The organism is Faecalispora sporosphaeroides DSM 1294 (genome assembly GCA_000383295.1).
Taxonomy (GTDB): domain Bacteria; phylum Bacillota; class Clostridia; order Oscillospirales; family Acutalibacteraceae; genus Faecalispora; species Faecalispora sporosphaeroides.
The window spans coordinates 539,388-560,521 of the sequence record KB911066.1 but is presented as its reverse complement, the minus strand read 5'-3'; the positions used below and the strand labels follow the sequence as shown (position 1 = coordinate 560,521).

Genomic DNA, 21,134 nt, shown 5'->3' with positions numbered 1-21,134 from the left:
CTGAAATACATAGGAATGTGTAGTGGGAACGGTTTTACAAATACTGAAATGGAATCAGGGTTTCATAATGCTAACGATCAAAGAAGTGGCCAAATTAGCCGGAATGTCCAAATCCACAGTGTCCAGAGTGCTGAATAATAGCGGCTATGTCAGCAACGAGGCTCGGCAGAAAATCGAGAAGGTGATCAAAGAACACCAGTATAAGCCCTCGGCTGCCGCGGTGAGCCTTTCCAAGCAGGAGAGCAGTATTATCGGCGTGGTGATCCCCGAAATCGACAACCCCTTTTTTGCCGAGGTGTTGAAGGGAATCACCAAAATGGCCGATGAAAACGGCTTTTCCCTGATTTTCTGCGACACGCAGAACAGCGGCGAAAAAGAGCTGAAGGCACTCGGGATGCTGGAGCAGCAACGGGTCAGGGGGGTCATCATCACGCCTGCCATGGGCTATGGGAAGGAATCCATTGATATAATCAAAGGGGCGCTCTCCAAGCTGGCGGTTCCCATCGTGGTGGTCGACAGAGATTTAGATGATTCGGAGTGGGACACCGTTTATTTTCAGAACTATGAAAGCGGTTATCTTGCGGCGGAAAGCCTGATTAAGGCGGGCAACGAGAGGATTGCGATTATTCTGGGTGATATGCAGCTGAAGATCGCAAGAGAGCGTTACCGGGGCTTTCAGGACGCGATGGCGGCGTACCATAGGGTGATTCTCGATAAAGATGTATGGAAGGGCGATTTCACCACAGACACGGCCTATGAACTGATGAAGCGGATGATCGCCTCCGGGGATTTGCCGGACGCCATGGTGACCACAAACAACCGCACCAGCATGGGGTTCCTCAAGGCGATGGTGGAGGCGGGAATCACCGTGGGGAAGGACATCGCAGCCGTTGGAATTGACCGCATCCCCACACTGGATGCGCTGGGGTTTCATTTCAGCTGCGTTTCCCGCGACACGGAGGAAATGGGGAAAATGGCGATCAGACTGTTGATGCGCCGCATGGCGGAACCGGACGGCAGCAGAAACATATGGGTGGTGCCCTGTAAATTGGAACTGAAGGGTTCTGAAAGAAAGCAGGGAGAGTGAATTTGCTGCAAAGGATATGGAACCGGTTCCATAAAACGGGAATCCTTTATCGTTAACAGAAATTTTTCTGTTATATATTTTTCTATTGAAGAAATGGAGGATGTTAGTATGAAGAAGAAGGTTTTGTCAGTGCTTCTGGCGGCCTCGATGGCCGTATCCCTTGGGGCCTGCGGGGGTACGGCGGCCCCGGCGCCGGCGCCGTCCGCCGCTTCCGGGGCTTCCGGCGCGGGGAAAGACACCTACCATGTCACCGTAATCATCAAAGCCACCGACTCCTCTTATTGGCAGACGCTTTTGCTCGGGGCGAAGGCCGCGGCGGAGGAAAGCAATGGGAAGATCAAGGTTACAACAGACGGCCCTGCCTCGGAGACCGACATCGATAAGCAGGTGACCATTCTGGAAAACGCGATTGCCGCAAAGCCGGACGGCATTGTGCTCGCTTCCATCAGCTCCACCTCCACCGTGCCGGCGGTTGAGCAGGCAGTCAAAGCAGGCATTCCCGTGGTAACGGTGGACAATAAGCTGGAAACGGATGCGTATACCCAGCATATCGCCACAGACCACGCGGCGGCCGCCGCCACCGCCGCGGCAGATATGGTGGAGCAGTGGAAGGCAAAGGGCATTGATCCCGCGGGCAAAAAAGTGGCCTTAATTAGTGCGGATTCCGGTTCGGCCGTCAACCAGGCGCGCTGCAAGGGGTTCACGGATGAAATCAAGCGCCTTGTTCCGGGCATTGTTGTTCTTGAAACCCAGTATTGCGACAACGACATTCAGAAAGCGCTTGACGCGGCCGATAACCTAGTTTTGGCCAATCAGGACCTGATCGGGATTTTTGGCGACAACAACCACATGGGCGACGGCATTGCGAAAGCGATGGAGCAAAGCAAAAAGGGCGATAAAATCGTCACCTATGCTTTCGATTCGGACGATACCGAAATCGATGCGATTCAAAACGGTAATCTGACCGGCATCGTCGTTCAGGACCCCTTCGGGATGGGCTATAACGGGGTGTTGGCCGCGGTATCGAAGCTCGAGGGCAAGGAGCTTGAAAAGGATAAGGTTTCCGAAACGACGCTGGTGACGAAGAAGAATATTCAGGAGGATGCGGTGCAGAAGCTGCTGTATCCCGGCAAATAAAGAATCGATACGTTCTAAAGGGGGAAAATCAGACTTCCGAAGCCGATGGTTCCAAGCATGAGGGAGTGGCGGAGGAAGTCTGGTTTTCAGACAGGGAGGTTCGTATGCAAACGCAAGCACAGCCAATCGTCGCCATAAAGGGACTGGTAAAGGATTTTCCGGGAGTTCGCGCTTTGTCCGGTGTGGATTTAGAGGTGTACCCGGGGGAGGTGCATGCCCTGATTGGGGAAAACGGCGCCGGAAAGTCCACGCTCATCAAAATTCTGATGGGCATTTACTCCAAAACGGCGGGCGAAATCTATGTGGAGGGCGAATTAAAAGAAGCCCGATCGCCCGTTCAGGCCCAGGCCTTTGGATTCGGCGCGGTCTATCAGGACGTCAATCTCGCGCAGCATCTGTCCGTGGCCGAAAATTTTTTTATGGGGCAGCTCCCCAAAACCAAGCTCGGCACCGTTGATTTTAAAATGATCCATCGGGCCACGAAGGAGATTCTGGAATCTATTCACGTGCATGTCGATCCCAAAGCGATTATCCGAACGTTGTCGGTGGCGCAGCAGGAAATGGTCGCAATCGGCAAGACCATATTTCAAAAAGCCAAACTGGTCATTTTTGACGAACCCACCGCATTGCTGACGAACGATGAAACGAAGCAGCTTTTTCAAATGATCGGGCGGCTAAAGAACAGCGGGGTGGGAATCCTGTACGTTTCGCACCGGATGGAAGAGATTTTCTCCATCTGCGACCGGGCCACTGTGCTAAAGGACGGCGCGTTGGTGGGCACTGTTCCGATCGGCCAAACCACGCAGGATCAGCTGATCGCCATGATGGTGGGCCGAAACGTGGAAAACATGTACCAGATTCAGCATCAGGCTCCAGGGGAAACGATACTGAAGGTTGATAATATATCCAGGGGAAGGGCGTTTTCCAATATCAGCTTTGAGGTGAGAAAAGGGGAGATCTTCGGCATGTTCGGCCTGGTCGGCTCCGGGCGGACAGAAATTGTGAGGAGTCTTTTCGGCGCCGATGTCAAAGAGGGCGGCACCGTCACCCTTTACGGAAAACAGGCGGATTTTGTCAGGCCGGCGCAAGGAATTAAGGCGGGGGTCGCTCTGCTCCCCGAAAACAGACGCGCGCAGGGGCTGGCGCTGGGCTTGTCTGTTTCAGACAATATCAATATGGTGGCACAGAATAAAATCAGCCGGTATGGCGTGGTGAATAATCACGAGAGCGTTAAAATCGCCAAACGCTTCTGCAATGCGCTCAGGATCAAAACACCGTCCGTTTACCAGCGGGTCAAGAATCTTTCGGGCGGGAACCAGCAGAAGGTCGTCATTTCCAAATGGCTGGAGCAGGACAGCGAGCTGTTCATCTTTGACGAGCCGACTGTGGGGGTGGATGTCGGCGCGAAGCTGGAGATTTATAAAATCTTTGAAACCCTGCTCAAGGAGGGCAAAACGATCATCATGATTTCCTCCTATCTTCCTGAGGTGATGGGGCTGGCCGATCGCATGCTGATTATGTATGAGGGGCGGCAGACCGGGATCTTATCCAGAGACGAATTTCAGGAGGAACGGATTCTTCGCCTGGCCTCCGGGATAAAGGGAAAGGAGTAAACGATGACGGCAGAAAATAAATCATTGAAACAAAGGCAATACAACAGCTATTTGGCGCGCTACCAAACAGAGCTGCTTCTGGTCGGCATTCTCGCCGTGCTGTTTCTGTTTTTCGGGAATACCTCTCCGGTGTTTTTTCAGTTGGACACATTGATGAAGCTCCTGAAGCAGGCCTCCATCTACGGCATCATCGCAATCGGAATGGTGTTTGTCATCACTTCATCGGGAATCGATATCTCCGTCGGTTCCGTGGTCGGGCTTTCCGGCGTGATCGTCGCCATGGGTATGGTGAACGGCGTGCCTATCCCAATCGCCATTTTGCTGGCGATTGCGTCCAGCGCTCTGGTGGGGCTGTTCAATGGGATTCTGGTGTACGACGCAAACGTTCCGCCCTTTATCGCCACACTGGGCTCCCTGACCATCGTCAGAAATTTGATTCTGTTGATCACAGGTGCGAAAACCATATCGGATCTTCCAAAGGTATTTACCAATTTTGCGGCAGACAGCCTGCTCGGCATTCCCTATCTGTTTCTTTCGTGGGCCGCGTTCGTCTGCATTGGCCTGTTCATTGCGAAGAAGACTGTATTCGGGCGCAACATGTACGCCTACGGCAGCAACAAAGAGGCCGCCAGACTGAGCGGCATCCGCGTGCGCTCCGTGGTGTACGGCGTATACATATTCTGCTCCAGCGTGTGCGGCGTAGCAGGAATCCTCCTCGCCTCCAGACTTGGCAACGGGGTTCCGAATGCGGGCACGGGGTATGAGCTCGACGCCATCGCGGCCGCGGTGGTCGGCGGAGCCAGTCTGGACGGCGGTGAGGGCTCTGTGATCGGTGCGGTGCTGGGCGCCATGATCATGGCTACCCTGCGGCAGGGCGGAACCCTTTTGGGAATCAATTCCTTTATCATGGAGATCATCATCGGTTCCCTGATTGTAATAGCGGTTGTTTTGGATAAGGTGCGGAAAAAAAGAAATTGAACCATACAATTATTAGAGCGGTGGAGGTGCGCGATTATGCTTTACAAAAAGGTGAAGATGATAGAGGAAGAAATCTCCGTCATCGGCGTGGGCTGCTGGAATTTCGGCGGCGACTGGGATTCGACGGACGATAGGAAATCCGTCGATATCATCCACAGGGCGATTGATTTGGGAATCAACTTTTTTGACGTGGCCCCTGTGTACGGATGGGGGCACTCGGAGCAGGTGCTGGGAATGGCCCTGAAACAGGGGCGTTTGAGGGATAAGGTTTTGATTGCGTCGAAGGGCGGGCTCCTCTGGAACGATGCGCACGAAACGACCAACAACCTTTCCAAAAAGAGCCTGATGAAGGAGATTGACCAAACCCTGACAAGGCTGCAGACGGACCATATCGATATTTACCAGATGCACTGGCCCGACCCCAACGTGCCGCTGGAGGAAACCGCCGAAGCGCTGGAGGAGATCAAACAGGCCGGTAAAATCCGTTATGTGGGACTGAGCAATTTTTCTCAGGCGGATGTGGAGAGGATGAGAAAGCTGACACCGGTGCATTGTCAGCAGAGCCTGTATAACATGCTGGAGCGGAACACCACCAGCTACCACGGTATTCCGCTGGAGTACCGCACGGAGGCGGAGGTGCTGCCCGCCGTCAGAAAACACGGGCAGGCGTTTTTGCCTTACAGCCCGCTGTTCCAGGGCCTGCTGGCGGGTAAGTTCCATTCCGGGATCACCTTTTCCAGGCATGATATCCGCAACGAGAATCCAAAGCTGGTGGGGCCCCAGTTTGAGCGGTATTTTGAGGCGGGGAAAAAGCTGAAGAAGCTTGCGGATGAATACGGGAGGCCCATGAACGAAATCGCGCTGAACTGGCTGAGACAAAAGCCGGAGGTCACCTGCATCATCGGGGGCGCATCCTCGATTCAGCAGCTGGAACAGAACATCCATTGCCTGACCTGGGAGATCGATGAGGAGATGATGGAAAAAATCAGCGAAATCATCGCCCCGTTTGAAACTCTTTAATCCAGAAATAAAACGGAAAGGATACTGCCCGCAAAGGACGGTATCCTTTCATCTTTTGTAGGATGTTGACAACATTCTTGAGACTTATGCAAAAGAGGGTGCAAACGGGATTCCAAAACATTAAACGAATGCTTTTGGCGCCGCGCTGGGTTGTTTTCATGCGTCTCGCCGGTTTCCGCAGCGGCGGGAATGAGAAAATCAGCTCCCTCTGCGGCAAACAGCGCATCCATGAAAAGCGGTAAAATGGGAGTTTTTCCCTGAGCCTTATAGCTTCATCGCCCGGTAAAACCGCATTAAGTTGTCTATCGTCAGAGACAAATCCTGCCGTGAACGCAGTCTGGCCACCGAAAAATCCACGGCGACCCGGTTAATGCTGAAAACAGCGCTGACGCCTTCGTCGTAAGCGGCCTCTATATCGTCGCCGATGTCGCCGACCAAAGCGGTGACAGGTACCCCAAGCGCTTTGGCCCTGCGGGCGACGCCGATAACGACCTTGCCGCGCAGGCTCTGGCTGTCCAGCTTGCCTTCGCCGGTAAAAATCATATCGGCCCCTGCGGCGAGTTTTTCAAACTGTACCGTGTCGAGTATGGTCTGAATTCCCATTTGCAGCCGGGAATGGAAGAACGCCGCCATGCCGGCGCCCATGGCTCCGGCGGCTCCCGTTCCCGGAACAAACGCCAGATCAAGCCCCATGGCCTGCCGAATGATTTGGCTCAGGTGCTGTACGCCTGCGTCCAGCAGCGCAACCTCTTCCGGCGTTGCGCCCTTTTGGGGGCCGAATACGGCCGCCGCGCCGGTGGGGCCGTACATCGGGTTGTCGATGTCGCACATCGTGACAAATTCAATGTCTTTTATCATCGGTTCTGTTTGGGAAAGATCCAGCCGCCGAATGCGGTGTAAGGTGTCTCCTGTTGGAACAAAGCTGTTACCGGCTTCATCCAGAAAGCGGACGCCCACCGCGCAGGCGGCGCCGCAGCCGCCGTCGTTGGTACAGCTGCCCCCAAGCCCCATGACGATTTTGGATACGCCCTTTCGGGCCGCGTGCAGGATCAATTCCCCCACCCCGAAGGTCGAGGCTTTCATCGGGTTCCTGCGGTCCTCGACGAGGGGGAGCCCGGCGCTGGCCGCCATTTCGATTACAGCCGTGCGGCCGTCGTCGATCAAACCGTAATAGCTGTCGACCGGTTCAAAAAAGGGATTTTGTGTTGTTACAAACACTTTTTCACCGCCCAGAGCCTGCAAAAAGCAGTCCACGCTTCCTTCGCCGCCGTCGGCGACCGGAATCGAATGAACTTCCGCGGCGGGGTAATATTCCTGAATTTTTTCTTTCATCAGGGAACAGATTTCCGCGGAACTCATGGTGCCCTTGAAAGAATCGGGAATCAATAGGAATTTCTTCATGATCATCCGTCCTTTTTAGAAGCACAGCGGCAGGGAATCCCGCCGCTGTGCTTCTATGAAATATGAGTAGGGATTATGCGTTTACCACGTTCACCGGTTTCTGCTCCAAAAACGCCTTCAGGTTGTTCACCGCAATCTCCATCAGGCGGGCGCGGCTCTCTTTGGGCGCCCAGGCAATGTGGGGAGTGATGATGCAGTTTTTGGCGCTGAGCAGCGGGTTGTCTGCCCGAATCGGCTCTGTGGCTACTACGTCCAGCCCGGCGGCATACACCTTGCCGGAATTCAGTGCCTGTGCCAAATCGGCCTGTTCTACCAGCGGGCCGCGGGAAGTGTTGATCAGGATGACCCCGTCCTTCATTTTCGCAATGCTGTCTTTGTTGATGATCCCCTCTGTGGACGGGAACAGAGGGCAGTGCAGGGAGACGATATCCGATTGCGCCAGCAGCTCGTCGAGCGTGACATAGTCGCCCAGGGCGCGGGCAGCGTCGTTTGGGTATTCGTCATAGGCCAATACCCGCAGGCCAAAGGCACGGGCGATCTGCGCCGTGTTTTGCCCGATTCGCCCAAAGCCGATTATACCCATGGTTTTGCCCGCCAGTTCTATCAGCGGGGTATTCCAAAAGCAAAAATCGGGGCAGCTGGTCCATTCTCCGCGGTGAACGGCCTCGGAATGATCACCGACATGGTGGCAGATTTCAAGCAGCAGAGCGAACACCATCTGCGCAACGGCGGTGGTGCCGTAAGTTGGAATGTTGGTGACCGGAATTCCCTTTTCTTTCGCGGCCTCTATGTCCACCACGTTATAGCCGGTAGCCAGCACTCCCACATAGCGCATGCCGGGGCAGGCGGCAAATGTTTCACGGGTGAGCGGGGTTTTATTTGTAATCACGATTTCCGCGTCGCCAATGCGCGAAAGAATCTGGTCGGCAGGGGTGCGGTCGTATACCGTCAGCTCACCCAATGCCGCAAAGCCATCCCAGCTCAAATCGCCGGGGTTTTCGGTATAACCGTCTAAAATGACGATTTTCATGACAAGACCTCCGTTCTGAATTTGATTAAAAAACGGTACTTACTCCTCCAGCAATGCCCATGCACGGTTGATGACCCGCTTGGTATTGGCCAAAACGATGTGGGCGTCCTCGTGAGGGCGGGGGGAAACCTCTGAGGAAAGCACCAGAGGATTCTGCGCATTGAAAAAGCCTTCCTGTTTCAGCACGGTAAAAAAGTCCAGAAGCTGCTCGGTATCATTGGCGCTGTTTGGGTACCCAAAGCGCGGGTGCATGTCGCCGTATGCGTCAAAGCCCTCTTTCACCACGGCGTTGCCTATGTGCAGGTGGGTGATGTAAGGCCGCAGGGTCTGAATGACAAATTTGCTGGTTTCATACGTCGTGGGGAAGTGCGAAAGGTCTACCATCAGGCCGAAATTGCTGCAGCAGGAGCGCACATCGGCGGCAAACTTTGCCGCATAAGGAGCCGGGCCGATGAGCGCAGCCTTATCCATATCGTAGTCAAAAACCTCCAGCTCTACGAACATACCCTTCTCGGCCGCCCGTTTGCACACATTGCGGGTGGTTTTTATCAGTTGAGAATACGCCTGCTCCTTTTTGGCCGCTTCCCATTTTCCGGCCAAAAAGGCAATGCCCTTCGCACCCAGATATTCCGCTTCGTCCAAAGCTTCCAGCAGCGTTTGCTCCGCCAAAACACGATCTTCTTCGGCAAGGGCGTTGGGGTTCAGCTTTGGCCCCAGCAGCCGGGGCTGCGCGCCGTAGCACACTTTTAAATGAGATTGCTCCAAAATATCTTTCGTCGCCTTGCGCAGGGCGTCGTCTTTGATTTGTGAAATCTCGATTGCATCATAAAAATCGTCCCGTGCAATCAGCTGAAGCGACTCGAGCGAATCATACCGTGCGGGCGGAAAGGACATCCAATGGATGGTGCCGACCTGAAAATACTTGTGAATAGAATCTTTCATGCGTTTCCACTCCTTTTCATAGATCACTTTGTATTGTGAATGAGAACCCTCTGCTTTGTGATGGGATGCGAAAGCAAAAATCATTTCTTTTTGCGCGCTAACACCTGTTTGGCCTTGCGGTAAATCGCGGGGCCGTTCAGTCCATATTTCGCAAGCAGCTCTTCATAATCGCCGCTTTCGGTGTAAGTGGAAGTGCCCACAAATTCCATCGGGGTGGGGCGCTCGCGCGCCAGCACCTCTGCAACCGCGCCGCCCAGGCCGCCATAAATGCTGTGTTCCTCGGCGGTGACGACCGCCCCGGTCTCCGCCGCGCAGCGGACTACCAGCTCTTCGTCCAGAGGCTTGACCGTGTGCAGGTTTACCACGCGGGCGTGAATGCCGTCTTTTTCCAACAGTTCGGCCGCTTCCAGCGCTTTGTGAACCGGGTACCCGGTTGCAAAAATGGTGACGTCGTTTCCGTCCCGCAAAACCACGCCCTTGCCGATTTCAAACGGGTAGCTTTCGTCAAAGATGGCGGGAACCGCCGCGCGGCTTAGCCGCAGGTATACCGGGCCCGGGTGGGCGGCGGCGGCAAATACGGCTTTTTCCGTTTCGACCGGGTCGCACACAGAAAGAATGGTCAGGTTCGGTAAGGCGCGCAATACCGAAAGGTCGCCGGTGGAGTGGTGGCTGGCACCGTCGTAGGAATCGGAAAGGCCGCTGTAGGCGCCCGCCAGCTTTACGTTCAGGCTGTCGTAGCAGATCAGGCTGTTGATCGGGTCGCCGCCCCGCAGGGTCATAAAAACGGCAAAGGTATTGGTGAACGGGATCAGCCCGCAGGAGGCAAATCCGGCCGCCATGGCGTTCATATCCAGCTCGGAGATGCCAATGTTGAAATAACGCTCCGGGTATTTGCTGCCGAACACCGCGCTTTTGGTGGAGGAGCCGACGTCGGTTTCCAGCACGACTACCTTCGGGTTTGCCTCGCCCAGACGGGCCAGCGCATTCCCGTAAGCATCGCGAATGGCGACCAGATTACCCATGGTTACCAGCTCCCTTCCATTCCTTTTGTATGCTTTCGTATTCTGTGTCCGAAATCGGCCTGCCGTGCCAGGTGTTTTTGCCCTCCATAAATGAGACGCCCTTTCCCTTAACCGTTTTGGCGAGGATGACGACGGGGCCTTCGGTGTAGGCTTTGGCTTGCTCCAAAGCGTTGGAAAGCGACACGATGTCGTGTCCGTCGGCGGAAAGGACATGCCAGCCGAAAGAGGCAAATTTGGCGCCGATATCCCCCATGGGCATAATCTCTTCGTTGGTGCCGTCCAGCTGAACGCCGTTGTGATCCAGAATGGCGACGAGATTCGGGGTTTTCAGCTTGGCGGCGGTCATGGCGGCCTCCCAGATAATGCCCTCCTGAATTTCACCGTCGCCCAAAAGTGTGTACACCTGGTAATCCAGCCGGTTCAGGCGGGCGGACTCCGCCATGCCCACCGAAGCGGAAAGCCCCAAACCCAACGGGCCGGTGGAAAGCTCTACCCCCGGGGTTTTATGCGCGCAGGGGTGGCCCTGCAAATGGCTGCCCGTTTGGCGCAGAGTTTTGAGATCGACAAGGGGAAAAAATCCCTTATGGGCCAGGCAAAGGTACAGCATGGGGGCCGCGTGCCCTTTGGACAGGACAAAGCGGTCCCTGTCTTCCATCTGCGGGTTTCGGGGGTCGACCCGCAGATGGTGAAAGTATAAAGTGACTAAAATCTCGCAGCAGGAGAGAGACCCTCCCGGGTGACCGGTCTGCACGCTGTGCAGCGTGTCGATCAGTTCGCTGCGCAGACGGCGGCAGAAGGTGTTCAGCTCTGCCAGCCGCGTTTCGCTGATGCTCATAAATGAATCCTCCATTCCGCAAAGGCAGGGAGCTTTTGCATTGGTTGATGATTGCAACGTTTATCGCGCCGGATAAAGGGTGTGAACAATCTGCTCCACACAAAGCGCGGGGCTGGATAAAACCGGGACCCCGCAAATAGCGGCAAGCTCGTTTTCCATATGCGCCATAGAGGCCTGTGCCAGCACAACGACATCCTGGTCGTGGATTCCCCCGGCCGCCTTGCGCAAAACCGCGTCGTGAGCCGGCTGATCCATGCGCTTGATGGCTTCGTACGCGTCGTGGCACACCATGGGAGAAAGCTCTACCTTTCCGCCGATTTTGGCGGCCTCCTCCAAAAGCTTTTGGCAGGTGGGTTCCACGGTGCTTTGCGCCGTGGCCATCACTGTGATTTTACTGCCCAGGGCAACGGCCTTCTTCGCCATGGCGTCGTCTATTGCGATCAACGGCACCGAAAGAAAGGGCCGAATGCGCGCGACTTCGGGGGTGAGCGTCGAGCAGGTAACGGTAATCACGTCCGGCTCTTCCAGCTCGATCGCTTTTAGCAGAAAAAACAGCCTGTTGCGGTTGTTTTGGGTAAAGCCCCGCACATTCGCGTCCGAAGCCAAAAAGTCGTCCAGCGTATTGTGGATGTTCAGCTCCTCGCCCGGCAAAGCGGTGCGGATGCGTTTCTCGAAAGAAAGAAAAACACTGGGGACGGTGTGCAGCAAAGCGATTCGTTTCAAGAGAGATCCACCTCCAATGCAGCGGGGGAACAGGGACGCCCGTACACCTTTTTCAAAATCGGTCCCAAATGGGTCATAGCGCCCTGCGCGGCTCTTTCCTGGTCGGGAATTTGAAAAATTTCGGTGCTGAAAGCGCCGTCATACCCTGCGTTGCGAAAGCACTGTATGATTTTCAAAAAGTCCAGCCCGCAGTGCCCGGGGTAGCGCCGGTTGTTGTCTGCCAAATGAACGTGCAGATTGTATTTCCGGTATGTCCAGATGGCGTCGTAGATGTTCTTCTCCTCCAGATTCAAGTGAAAGACATCCATCATCAGGCCAAAGCTGGGGTGGTTCACATCTTGAATCAGCTGCACCGCCTCTTCAAGGGTATTGATAAAATTCGTCTGCATCAGGGTGACGGTTTCGAGCGCGATTTTCACATTCTCTTTTTCCGCGCTGGTGCTGATCTCCCGCAAAGCGGCGACGGCCCAGCGGTAGCTTTGCTCTTTGGGGATGTCGTCGGAATACTGGCCCCGTACCCGGCCGATATTTACGTTCGCCCCCAAAAAACCGGCGAATGCAATGATTTCTTTTACGCGGTCCACCGCGGCCCGGCGAATGCTTTCGTCACGGTGGGAAAAAGAGAGACCCAGCTGACCGAAAATTTCTCCGGTGCAGACCAGCGGAATCGCGAGCCCGTAACGCTCGGCGGTATGCTTGACGCGGTTCCAATCCAATTCGGCGGGATTCAGCGTCATAAGCTCTGCGCCGTCGTACCCAATGGCTGCCAGACGGGAAAAGGTGTGCTCCAAATCTCCCTGAAAGGCCGTAACGGACGGTGCGACCGCAACATCCGGTGTTGCCACCTGATAACATAGCTTCATCGTTTTGATCCTCCTTGCGGCAGAGAAGGGCCTTGGGAATCCTCCCCATACCCCGGGAATCCCCGCGGTGCGGCCTTCCATTTCCGGCGGCCCCGCGCATCCCCAAGGTCCTTCTGTCTGCTTGTTTCCGTCAGGAATTTGCGTACTTGTGCACCGCCATTTTGGCGGCCATTTTTACCGCGTTTTCAAAAGCGGAGGTATGCACCACGCCTTTTCCGGCAATGTCATAGGCGGTTCCGTGCGCGCAGGTAACAATGGGGTAGGGCTGCCCGCCCGCAACGGTGATGCCCTGGTCGAAGCCCTTCAGCTTTAACGCGATTTGTCCCTGATCGTGGTACATGGTGACAACGCTGTGAAAATCCCCGCGGAACGCCTTGATAAACAGGATGTCGGCGGAGAAGGGGCCCTGCGCATCCATCCCCATTTCGCGGGCTTTTTCAATTGCGGGGCCGATGATGTCCAGTTCTTCCCGGCCGCAGCGCCCGTTTTCGCCGCAGTGGGGATTGAGTGCGGCAACGCCCAAAACGGGGTGCTCCACGCCGGTGTTCTTTACCGTTTGGTAAGAGAGCAAAATGGCCCGAAGGATTCGTTCTACCGACAGGCTTTCACTGACCGCGCTGATGGGAATGTGACTTGTTGTACGGGTGGTCATCAGGTCGCCCAAAACGTTGATCTCGCCAAAGGGCCCGGTCACTCCGAAAATATTAGCCATCAGGTGGTGCTCGCTTTCAAAGGAGCAGCCCCCTTCGATCATGGCGGACTTATTGAAGGGCGCGAAGACAAAGCCCTCAATTGCACCCTCCTGGCACAGCCGGCATGCCAGCCGGATCATTCGGTTCACGGCTTTGCCGCAGTCCGCGTTGATTTTGCCGATTTCAATCTCGGCGGGATCCTGATCTTTTTGGTCCAGAACAGGGATTCCTTTGCTCCAGTCGGCCTCTGAAGTTTCGGAGATGGTGTAATGGGGCGCGGCCGCGTTTACCATGCGGAGCGCGTTTTCAAAAATACGGTTGTCGCCGATGAGAATCGGTCGGCAATGCTCGCTTAAAAAGCCGCTGGCGGCGGTTTTGGCCACGATTTCCGGGCCTACGCCGGTGGAATCCCCCAACAGGATTCCTAAAACTGGTTTTGCATTCATAGTGTCTGGCATCCTTTCTTCTGGTTGCCGAACTGCCGCGGCTGCATATGGTTTCCACACACTCGGGTATTACAGCAAGAAGCGTGCCAAACAGAAGAAGCACGGTGCAAAAAGAAAAAAAGAAAGCAGGACAGCGGAATTTTCCGCTGTCCTGCAAAAGGGAGAAGGGCGACGCCCTCCCCAATTCGATGGAACATGTAACGAAAAGAAACAAAATGTTTCACTGTTGCTGTTTCTTTGCCCAGCGCCACAAGGTAGTGCGGCTGACCCCCAGCATTCGCGCCAAATCCTCCTGCTTTAGCTTTTGTCTGGAGAGAAGCTGCATCAGCTGCTCCCGGCTTATGTTGTCGGGCTGCTCCAAAACCGCTTCGGCAGGCTGTGGGTTCGATGCGCGAAGCCCCATGTTTCGCAGCTGAATATCGTCTACCACGGGGCTTTCGTTCAGCACCATCAGCTTTTCACAAAAGTTGCGGAGCTCGCGGGCGTTGCCGGGCCAGGAATAGCGTTGCAGCAGGGCGACGGCCTTGGGGGAAAAGGTGGGAATGCTCTTTTGGTATTCCTGCCCGAACAGCCGCAGAAAATAATCCGCCATCGCCATAACATCCTCGCTGCGTTCGCGCAGAGGGGGCGCCTGTAAATTCAGCAAATTCAGCCGGTAAAACAGGTCGGCGCGAAATTCCCGGGTTGAAATCTGCTTTTCTATGTCGATATTGGTGGCGGAAATGACCCGCACATCCACCGGAACCACCCGGTCGTCGCCAATGCGGCGGATCTCCTTTTCCTGCAGCACCCGCAGCAATTTTGCCTGCAGGGCAATGGGCAGCTCTCCGATTTCGTCCAAAAAGATGGTGCCCTTATGCGCCAGCTCGAACAGGCCGATTTTACCGCCTTTGGAAGCGCCGGAGAAGGCACCCTCCACATAGCCGAACAGCTCGCTTTCCAGCAGATTTTCTGGCAAAGCGGCACAATTGACGGCCACAAAGGGCTGGTGGCTGCGCTTGCTGGCCCGGTGAATGCTGTGGGCAAACAGTTCTTTTCCGGTGCCGGTCTCGCCCACCAGAAGCACGTTGGCGTCTACCTGGCTGTATTTGTAAGCGATGGAAACCGCTCTTTTTAAAGCGGGGGAAACGCCGATGATGTTGTCGAAGCTGTATTTTGCCGTAAGGCCCTTTGTGGTCAGTTCTTTTCGGATTTTTGTTTCCGCCGCGCGGATTTTGTCGGCCGCCATGACCGTGATCAGCGCGCCCGCGCAGTTTTCATCCGTCAATATGGGCCGGCAGCGGACAAAATACAGCGAACCGAAAAAGCGCTGCAATTTTTCCGATTCCGTGCGGGAGAGAATGACCTGCTCCCACCCAATGTCCGGGCAGTAGCGGTCCAGTTTTTTTCCGTACGGCTTTTCCTGTGCGGGAATATGGCATATATGGTAGGCCTGGTCGTTCAGCGCGGTGATGCAGCCCTCGTTATCCACGGCGAAAATAGCGTCTGGGGTGTTATTGAGCACCGACTGAATCACCAGCGTTTTGGTGCGTTCCTGATTGATCGTTTGCGCCGTGCTGATCGCTTCGGACACCGCGCGTTCCAAACTCAGGTCGCTGGTTTTGATATGGGTACACGCCAGATTCTGGTTGCCGCACTGCCGACACAGGGTAAGCCCCCCGACAAAAACCTCGGCCCCCGCGGCCTGCCCTCTGCGCAGCGCTTCCTCCAGCTGCGATTCATCGGCGACGTCGTAGGTGAGAATGGTAAGCCCCGAAAGCTCCTCTAAGCTGGCCACATCCATAATAGAGGCCGACTGCATGCACACGGCCACCTTATTCGGGCGGTATTTCCGTTTGCTTTCGGCAATGGCGTCCAGCACGTCAAAGCTGGTCATGCTGATTTCAATAATGTGCTTTTCGGGGTATTGGCGGCGCAGGGCGCTGCAGGTCATGCCCCGAGCAACGATAATGTCCGCATTGCGGTATTGCTCCGGGGGATTGGAGGTGCCGTAAACGTGCGTCATTTGCACAGAGATCGAAGGGTCCCTTATCTTTTCCGCCCAAAGCCGCATTTTGTCCTGTACCTGGCTGTAAGGGATAATAATCAGAACTTGAACCATTGTTTCCACACTCCCCTTTGGGTACCCGGTGGCTGATGTTCCCCGGACTTTTTTATTCTAGCATGATTTTGAAGTAGCGTAAACCGATTTTAATTGATTTGTGAGAAACATTTCAGATATAATTAATAAAAAAAATAAACAAGATAAAATAAAAATAAATATTTTACTTGAAACAATGAAACGAAATGGTTAATATGAAACAAAATGTCACGATATTGCTTCGCGCCAACACGCCGCAAAAATCAATCGGAGCTGGACGAAAAAAAGAATTGTTATAAAAAATCACCAGATAAATTGCGGTGTGTTTTCAATATATGGATCAAATTCCCAAGTTTGCTTTTAGGTTGGCACGGGATTTGCTGTTCTAACCAAGCAGCGAAGGGTGAACAAAAACCGATGGACATCACCCTTCCCAATGCGTTATGGTAGTTACGGCAGAACCTGTCAGGAAGGATGAGAGGGAGTCTTGCGGGTCAGCGAACAAATCCCTGCTGTTAAGAATCAAAACGCAATCCATCGTCCGGCTGTCGGCGGCTGCACATTTTCCACACAAGATTTTGTTGTATTCCGGCGGGCGGCGTTTTGCGGAAAAAGCACCGTATTTATTCCACCTGTACCCTGAACGCTCCGCGCGGAGCCCGGTCGCCCTCAAACAGAGCGTTTGCGGATACCGGTATTCTAAAGGAGAAAGGATCTCGTTATTATGAAACAATGGTTTTCCGTCATCTGTGCATCTTTCATGGCTGCCAGTGTGCTGTTGACTGCCTGCAGCGGCTCTGCCGCGCCAAGCGAATCAAAGGGAACATCCGGCGGTTGGGCGCCGAAATCTGAAATTGAGTTTGTTGTTCCGTCGGCTCCCGGCGGCGGTTCCGACACCAACGCCCGAATGATTGCCGACATTGCGTTTACCGGCGGCTTTTCCCCAAAGAACTTTAAGGTGAATAATATGCCCGGCGGCTCCGGAGGCGTCGCTTTTTCCTATATGGCGACCAAAAAGGGCAACGATGAAATTCTGATGGTGCTGCACAACGGTCAGATTATGTCCACACTGGTGAACAAATCTCCGGTGGTGGCGTCCGATCTCACTTATCTGCCCGTTGTGGCATTCGATAACCTGCTGCTGTGTATCAATAAAAACGGAAAATACAAGTCGGTGGAAGAGATGATCGAGGCGGCCAAAGCAAACCCAGGCAGTGTGAAAATAGGGGGGAGCCAGAGGGGCAATACCGATCACCTGTGTTTTGAGATGATGCGCAAGTATTTGAATGTGGATATTACATATGTACAGTTTAATTCTTCCGGAGAAACCATGTCCGCCTTGCTGGGCGACCACGTCGATTTTGGTATTTTCAATCCTTCGGAATGCGTTGGTCAGGTAGAGGCGGGCGAGATTCAGCCGACGGCGACTTTTGCCGAGAATCGCCTGAGCGGCAAATTTGCGCAGGTGCGCACGTTTAAAGAAATCGGTTATCCCGATATTCTGGTTACCGAGGTTCGCGCACTGGCCGGAACTCCGGGAATGTCTGCGGAAGCCATCGCGTTTTATGACGATATGATCCGCAAGGTTACGGAAACCGAGCGTTGGAAAACAGAGTACATTGAGAAAAATTATTTGACGCCGGTTTATATGACGTCCGCCGAAGCCAAAAAGTTTTTCGATGAGGAAACCCAAAAATATAATAGCATTTTTAAAGAGGTTGGAATTATTCAGGGATAGCGCCGGCTGGCGGTGCTCCTTTTAAATGTATGGAGGTGTTTGAGATTGAAAGAAAAAGTAAACGCGCAAAAAATTGTTCTGGCGCTGGTGTTTTTGGCCGGCGTGTATTGGATTATCGGTTCCCTGCAGCTGGACCTGTGGGTGCGCAACGGCCCCGGCGGCGGCTTTTTGCCTTTGCTTGCGGGAATTCTGTGTGTCGGCTTCAGCGGAGTGATGCTGCTCAGGGAATGGCACAAGGAATCCGATACGGCTTTCAGTGTTCGGGCTTTGATTCCGTGGGGCGCGCTGATCGGTATGATACTTTGCGGAAAGCTCATCGGAATCTTTCTTTCGCTCGTATTGTTTGTATTCCTGTGGCTGTACCTGTTTGAAAAGTTCCCTTTGCGCAATTCCATTTTAACTGCGGTGATCTGGCCCGGTTTCTTGTATCTGATTTTCGTGGTGTGGCTGGGTTCCCCGCTGCCCAAGGGGCTTTTGGGACTGCTGTGATTCGGCGAAAGAAAGGTAGGAATTTCAATGGAAACATTAGGTCTTCTTATGGAGGGCGTTGCCATATCGTTAACGCCGGAAAATCTTCTGGCGTGTCTTGTGGGCGGCCTTTTGGGCATGTGTCTTGGCTCTATGCCCGGCGTAGGCTCTCTGGCCGGCGTGTCTCTTTTGCTGCCGCTCACCTTTAAAATGAATCCCACGGCAGCGATCATCATGCTGGCTGCTCTGTATTATTCCACCATGTATGGCGGGTGTTTTTCCGCCATTCTGGTAAACATTCCCGGCGATTCGCCGGCCATTATGACGGCTTTGGACGGCTACCCCCTGGCGCGGCAGGGAAAGGCCGGCAAGGCGCTGTTTTCCGCCAACCTGGCTTCGTGGATCGGGGGCGCCATCGGCATTCTGGCTTTGACCCTGATCGGGCCGCTGGCTGCAAAATTCGGCCTGCAGTTCGGTTCGCCGGATTTGGCGTGGCTGATCATTCTGGCGCTCACCTCAATCGGCTGGATTATCGGCGACAGCCCCTCCCGCGGGCTGCTCGCCACGGCGTTGGGGATCATGGTGGCCTCGATCGGTTTGGACGCAGCTTTGGGGCTGCCGCGGTTCAGTTTTAATAATGTATACCTGTTCAGCGGAATCAATATGGTTCCCATGGTTATTGGCATGTTTGGCTTCGGGCAGGTCATCGACATGGTGGTCAACCGCGACAATTTCAAAAAGATGAAAACCGAACGCATCACCATCAAAGAGAGCCTGCTGAGTCAGGAAGAGCTCAAGCGCATTTTGCCGGTATCCTTCCGGCAGAGCTGTATCGGCACCTTTGTCGGCGTGCTGCCCGGCGCGGGCGCCACAATGTCCGCTTTCCTCTCCTACATTATTGAAAAACGGATCAATAAAAACCGCGACCTGATGGGGAAAGGCGCCGTTGAAGGAGTCGCCGCCTCCGAGTCCTCGAACAACGCCGCGGCCATTGGAGCGTTTGCGCCGCTGCTTTCCCTTGGGATCCCCGGCGGCGGAACGACGGCCGTGCTTCTGGGTGGACTGATGATGTGGGGCTTACAGCCCGGGCCCATGCTGTTCCAGACAAACCCGGATTTTGTGTGGGGACTTATTGGCTCCATGTACATTGGCAACGTGGTGTGTCTGCTGATCTCGATTGCGTTCATTCCGTTTTTGGCGAACATTGTGCGCATTCCCACCGGCTACATGATTCCCTGTATTACGGCGGTGTGCGTGATGGGGACGTTCTCAACCAACAACAGCATGTTCGATGTGTATGTGATGATCGCGTTTGCGGCCATTGCTTACATTTTAAAGCAGGCGAAGATACCGTCGGCCCCCTTGCTTTTGGCCTATGTACTCACCCCCATGCTCGAAATGTACCTGCGCCAGTCGTTTGATATGAGCGGCGGCAGTCTGGGAATTTTTGTCAGCAGCCCCATCTCTATCGTACTGATTCTGCTGATTTTTGTTTTCTGTCTTGCTCCTGTTATGATTAACACCTTGAAGAAGAAGCATAACATTGAGGGAAATGTCATTGACGAAGGCTAATTGCGCTGCGTTTTTTTCGATTTTGCCAGAGCGCTTCATCATGAGGCTTATCATGATGAAAAGGATCTCTTTTCTTGCATAAACAGATCTCAGCTTATCAAATGGATAGGCTTATCAAATGGAAAGGCCATTTCACTGCGAACACTTCGTTTGCGGTGGAATGGCCTTTCTTTATGGAAAAGCGGTAGAAGAGGGTGCCGGCAAAATCAACGGTTTTTCAGAGAAGTTTCAATCAATTCTATCCATGTGGGAGGATGAGTTTCAAAAAACTTCACATATTATCACAATTGAATTCATACAATTCGGCAATGGAAATAATATTTTCTATATTGTATAGTTATTAAGAAATAAAATTTCTAAACAGACAAAAAAGAATTGCTTCCACCGCTGAAACAGTGCCGAAGCGCCTCAAGACATCTGTGAGCGCGAAGGGCTTTCCGTATTCCGTGGGCGGATGGGCCGGCTTTCTCAAAACGCTTTCCGTGCGCGGCATTGAACCAGGAATTGGCCAAAGACACCGAAAGCAGAGCGTTTGAAGCGCTCTGGTTCAAAAAGTTTTTCAAAAGGTCGGCTTTAGAGCCGCGTTTTATGGGATGTTGTGCAGACCCCTGTAATTATGCAGAACCTTCTCCGGCTCCTCGCCGATCAGCTGCATGACGTTCAGAAACACAATGTCTACCAGAAAAAGGAAAGCGTATCTCGAAAATATCGAGGTCACACGGTTTACGGGTTCTGTGTTCGGCACATACAGGTTGATATCCGCCATGGCCGCGAGCGGTGTTTTGGAATATCTCGTAAGCGCCACCAAAGGGCATTTTGCTTCCTTTATTTTTTGTGCGGCAAGGTTGACCTCGTCCGTCTGCCCACTGTGCGAAATGGCGAAGGCAACATCCTTTTCGGTGGCGAGAGAAGCGTTCTGTAACCCGAAATTGCCGTCAAGCGAGTACATACAGTGCTTTTTCAGCTTAATCAGCTTGTGCTGAAGATCCTGCGCTATCACCGCGGAAGTACCCACTCCGAACAAATACACATTTTGCGCTTGCGTGACCAGTCTGGCGACCTCAAGAAATTTGTCAAACTCGTTTATCTCAAGCGTATCACTGCAGATGCCGGATATGTTTTTGATGTAAATCTGGCTCAGATGCTCGCGGCTGTTTCCCCAGCTCAGGATCTCGCTGAAGTCCTGAGCGCTTACGGAATCCACGCTCTTTGCAAGTTCGATCCGCATGGCGCTGAAGGACGCATAGTCTAATTTGCGTACAAATTTGGTAATAGACGAGGGTGCACAGCCGATTGCCGAAGCCAGCTTGTGTATCGTGAATTTTACCACAAGCTCAGGATTGTTGTTTATAAAATCCGCTATCTTCTGTTCAGATGGAGTCAGCGATTCATAGTAATTTAAAATCCTAGTTAAGCAGCTCATTTTGTACCTCCACGTCTTGGTTATGTTTTTATTATACATATAAATCAGCAGAAAGGAACCCCTA

At 53.7% G+C, this 21,134-nt stretch carries 19 protein-coding genes; 8 read left to right on the top strand and 11 right to left on the bottom strand.

The window, feature by feature from the left end:
* Nucleotides 1-67: 67 nt before the first annotated feature.
* The 5 genes from G340_RS0102875 (at nucleotide 68) to G340_RS0102855 (ending at nucleotide 5,835) form a co-directional block, all read left to right on the top strand.
* Nucleotides 68-1,087 (top strand): LacI family DNA-binding transcriptional regulator, encoded by a 1,020-nt coding sequence (locus tag G340_RS0102875; RefSeq protein ID WP_020072153.1) that lies wholly within the window; start codon nucleotides 68-70, stop codon nucleotides 1,085-1,087.
* 108 nt (nucleotides 1,088-1,195) lie between these two features.
* Nucleotides 1,196-2,224, top strand: coding sequence for an ABC transporter substrate-binding protein (locus G340_RS0102870; RefSeq protein ID WP_020072152.1), 1,029 nt, complete (start codon nucleotides 1,196-1,198; stop codon nucleotides 2,222-2,224).
* Between the two features lie 104 nt (nucleotides 2,225-2,328).
* A complete protein-coding gene (locus G340_RS0102865; RefSeq protein ID WP_020072151.1) occupies nucleotides 2,329-3,837 on the top strand; it encodes a sugar ABC transporter ATP-binding protein in 1,509 nt (502 codons plus the stop codon).
* A gap of 24 nt (nucleotides 3,838-3,861) precedes the next feature.
* Entirely contained in the window at nucleotides 3,862-4,815 is a 954-nt protein-coding gene (locus tag G340_RS0102860; RefSeq protein WP_326522305.1) for an ABC transporter permease, read from the top strand.
* 36 nt (nucleotides 4,816-4,851) lie between these two features.
* Entirely contained in the window at nucleotides 4,852-5,835 is a 984-nt protein-coding gene (locus G340_RS0102855) for an aldo/keto reductase (RefSeq protein ID WP_020072149.1), read from the top strand.
* Here G340_RS0102855 and G340_RS17730 read toward each other — a convergent pair.
* From G340_RS17730 to G340_RS0102805, 10 genes are all read right to left on the bottom strand, one after another.
* The gene (locus G340_RS17730) at nucleotides 5,832-6,065 is read right to left on the bottom strand and encodes a hypothetical protein (protein ID WP_154653072.1); all 234 of its coding nucleotides are present in this window, start codon (nucleotides 6,063-6,065) and stop codon (nucleotides 5,832-5,834) included. The two genes, G340_RS0102855 and G340_RS17730, sit on opposite strands and share 4 nt — an antisense overlap.
* A 34-nt stretch (nucleotides 6,066-6,099) precedes the next feature.
* Complete coding sequence (locus G340_RS0102845; RefSeq protein WP_027103830.1) at nucleotides 6,100-7,236, bottom strand: glycerate kinase family protein; 1,137 nt, start codon at nucleotides 7,234-7,236, stop codon at nucleotides 6,100-6,102.
* 73 nt (nucleotides 7,237-7,309) lie between these two features.
* Nucleotides 7,310-8,266 (bottom strand): D-2-hydroxyacid dehydrogenase, encoded by a 957-nt coding sequence (locus tag G340_RS0102840; RefSeq protein ID WP_020072146.1) that lies wholly within the window; start codon nucleotides 8,264-8,266, stop codon nucleotides 7,310-7,312.
* Nucleotides 8,267-8,305: 39 nt separating this feature from the next.
* On the bottom strand, nucleotides 8,306-9,208 hold the full coding sequence (locus G340_RS0102835) for a sugar phosphate isomerase/epimerase family protein (protein ID WP_020072145.1): 903 nt from the start codon (nucleotides 9,206-9,208) through the stop codon (nucleotides 8,306-8,308).
* Nucleotides 9,209-9,288: 80 nt separating this feature from the next.
* The gene (locus G340_RS0102830) at nucleotides 9,289-10,230 is read right to left on the bottom strand and encodes a transketolase family protein (RefSeq protein WP_020072144.1); all 942 of its coding nucleotides are present in this window, start codon (nucleotides 10,228-10,230) and stop codon (nucleotides 9,289-9,291) included.
* Complete coding sequence (locus tag G340_RS0102825) at nucleotides 10,223-11,065, bottom strand: transketolase (protein ID WP_020072143.1); 843 nt, start codon at nucleotides 11,063-11,065, stop codon at nucleotides 10,223-10,225. The genes G340_RS0102830 and G340_RS0102825 overlap by 8 nt, the downstream gene beginning before the upstream one ends.
* Before the next feature lie 60 nt (nucleotides 11,066-11,125).
* Nucleotides 11,126-11,788 carry an aspartate/glutamate racemase family protein gene (locus G340_RS0102820; protein WP_020072142.1) on the bottom strand — a complete coding sequence of 221 codons (663 nt, stop codon included), beginning with the start codon at nucleotides 11,786-11,788 and terminating at the stop codon, nucleotides 11,126-11,128.
* Entirely contained in the window at nucleotides 11,785-12,651 is an 867-nt protein-coding gene (locus G340_RS0102815; protein ID WP_020072141.1) for a sugar phosphate isomerase/epimerase family protein, read from the bottom strand. Before G340_RS0102815 ends, G340_RS0102820 begins: the two co-directional genes overlap by 4 nt.
* 130 nt (nucleotides 12,652-12,781) lie before the next feature.
* Nucleotides 12,782-13,789, bottom strand: a complete 1,008-nt coding sequence (locus G340_RS0102810) for a PdxA family dehydrogenase (RefSeq protein ID WP_020072140.1) — start codon at nucleotides 13,787-13,789, stop codon at nucleotides 12,782-12,784.
* Between the two features lie 220 nt (nucleotides 13,790-14,009).
* Entirely contained in the window at nucleotides 14,010-15,890 is a 1,881-nt protein-coding gene (locus G340_RS0102805; protein ID WP_020072139.1) for a sigma 54-interacting transcriptional regulator, read from the bottom strand.
* Between the two features lie 703 nt (nucleotides 15,891-16,593).
* Here G340_RS0102805 and G340_RS0102800 point away from each other — a divergent pair.
* The 3 genes from G340_RS0102800 to G340_RS0102790 are packed head-to-tail and all read left to right on the top strand — an operon-like array spanning nucleotide 16,594 to nucleotide 19,647.
* Nucleotides 16,594-17,607 (top strand): Bug family tripartite tricarboxylate transporter substrate binding protein, encoded by a 1,014-nt coding sequence (locus G340_RS0102800; RefSeq protein WP_020072138.1) that lies wholly within the window; start codon nucleotides 16,594-16,596, stop codon nucleotides 17,605-17,607.
* Nucleotides 17,608-17,652: 45 nt separating this feature from the next.
* On the top strand, nucleotides 17,653-18,096 hold the full coding sequence (locus G340_RS0102795) for a tripartite tricarboxylate transporter TctB family protein (RefSeq protein ID WP_020072137.1): 444 nt from the start codon (nucleotides 17,653-17,655) through the stop codon (nucleotides 18,094-18,096).
* 27 nt (nucleotides 18,097-18,123) lie between these two features.
* Nucleotides 18,124-19,647 carry a tripartite tricarboxylate transporter permease gene (locus tag G340_RS0102790; protein WP_326522304.1) on the top strand — a complete coding sequence of 508 codons (1,524 nt, stop codon included), beginning with the start codon at nucleotides 18,124-18,126 and terminating at the stop codon, nucleotides 19,645-19,647.
* Between the two features lie 586 nt (nucleotides 19,648-20,233).
* On the opposite strand, the gene G340_RS0102780 is transcribed toward G340_RS0102790, so the two are convergent.
* Complete coding sequence (locus G340_RS0102780; protein ID WP_020072134.1) at nucleotides 20,234-21,070, bottom strand: MurR/RpiR family transcriptional regulator; 837 nt, start codon at nucleotides 21,068-21,070, stop codon at nucleotides 20,234-20,236.
* Nucleotides 21,071-21,134: the final 64 nt, after the last annotated feature.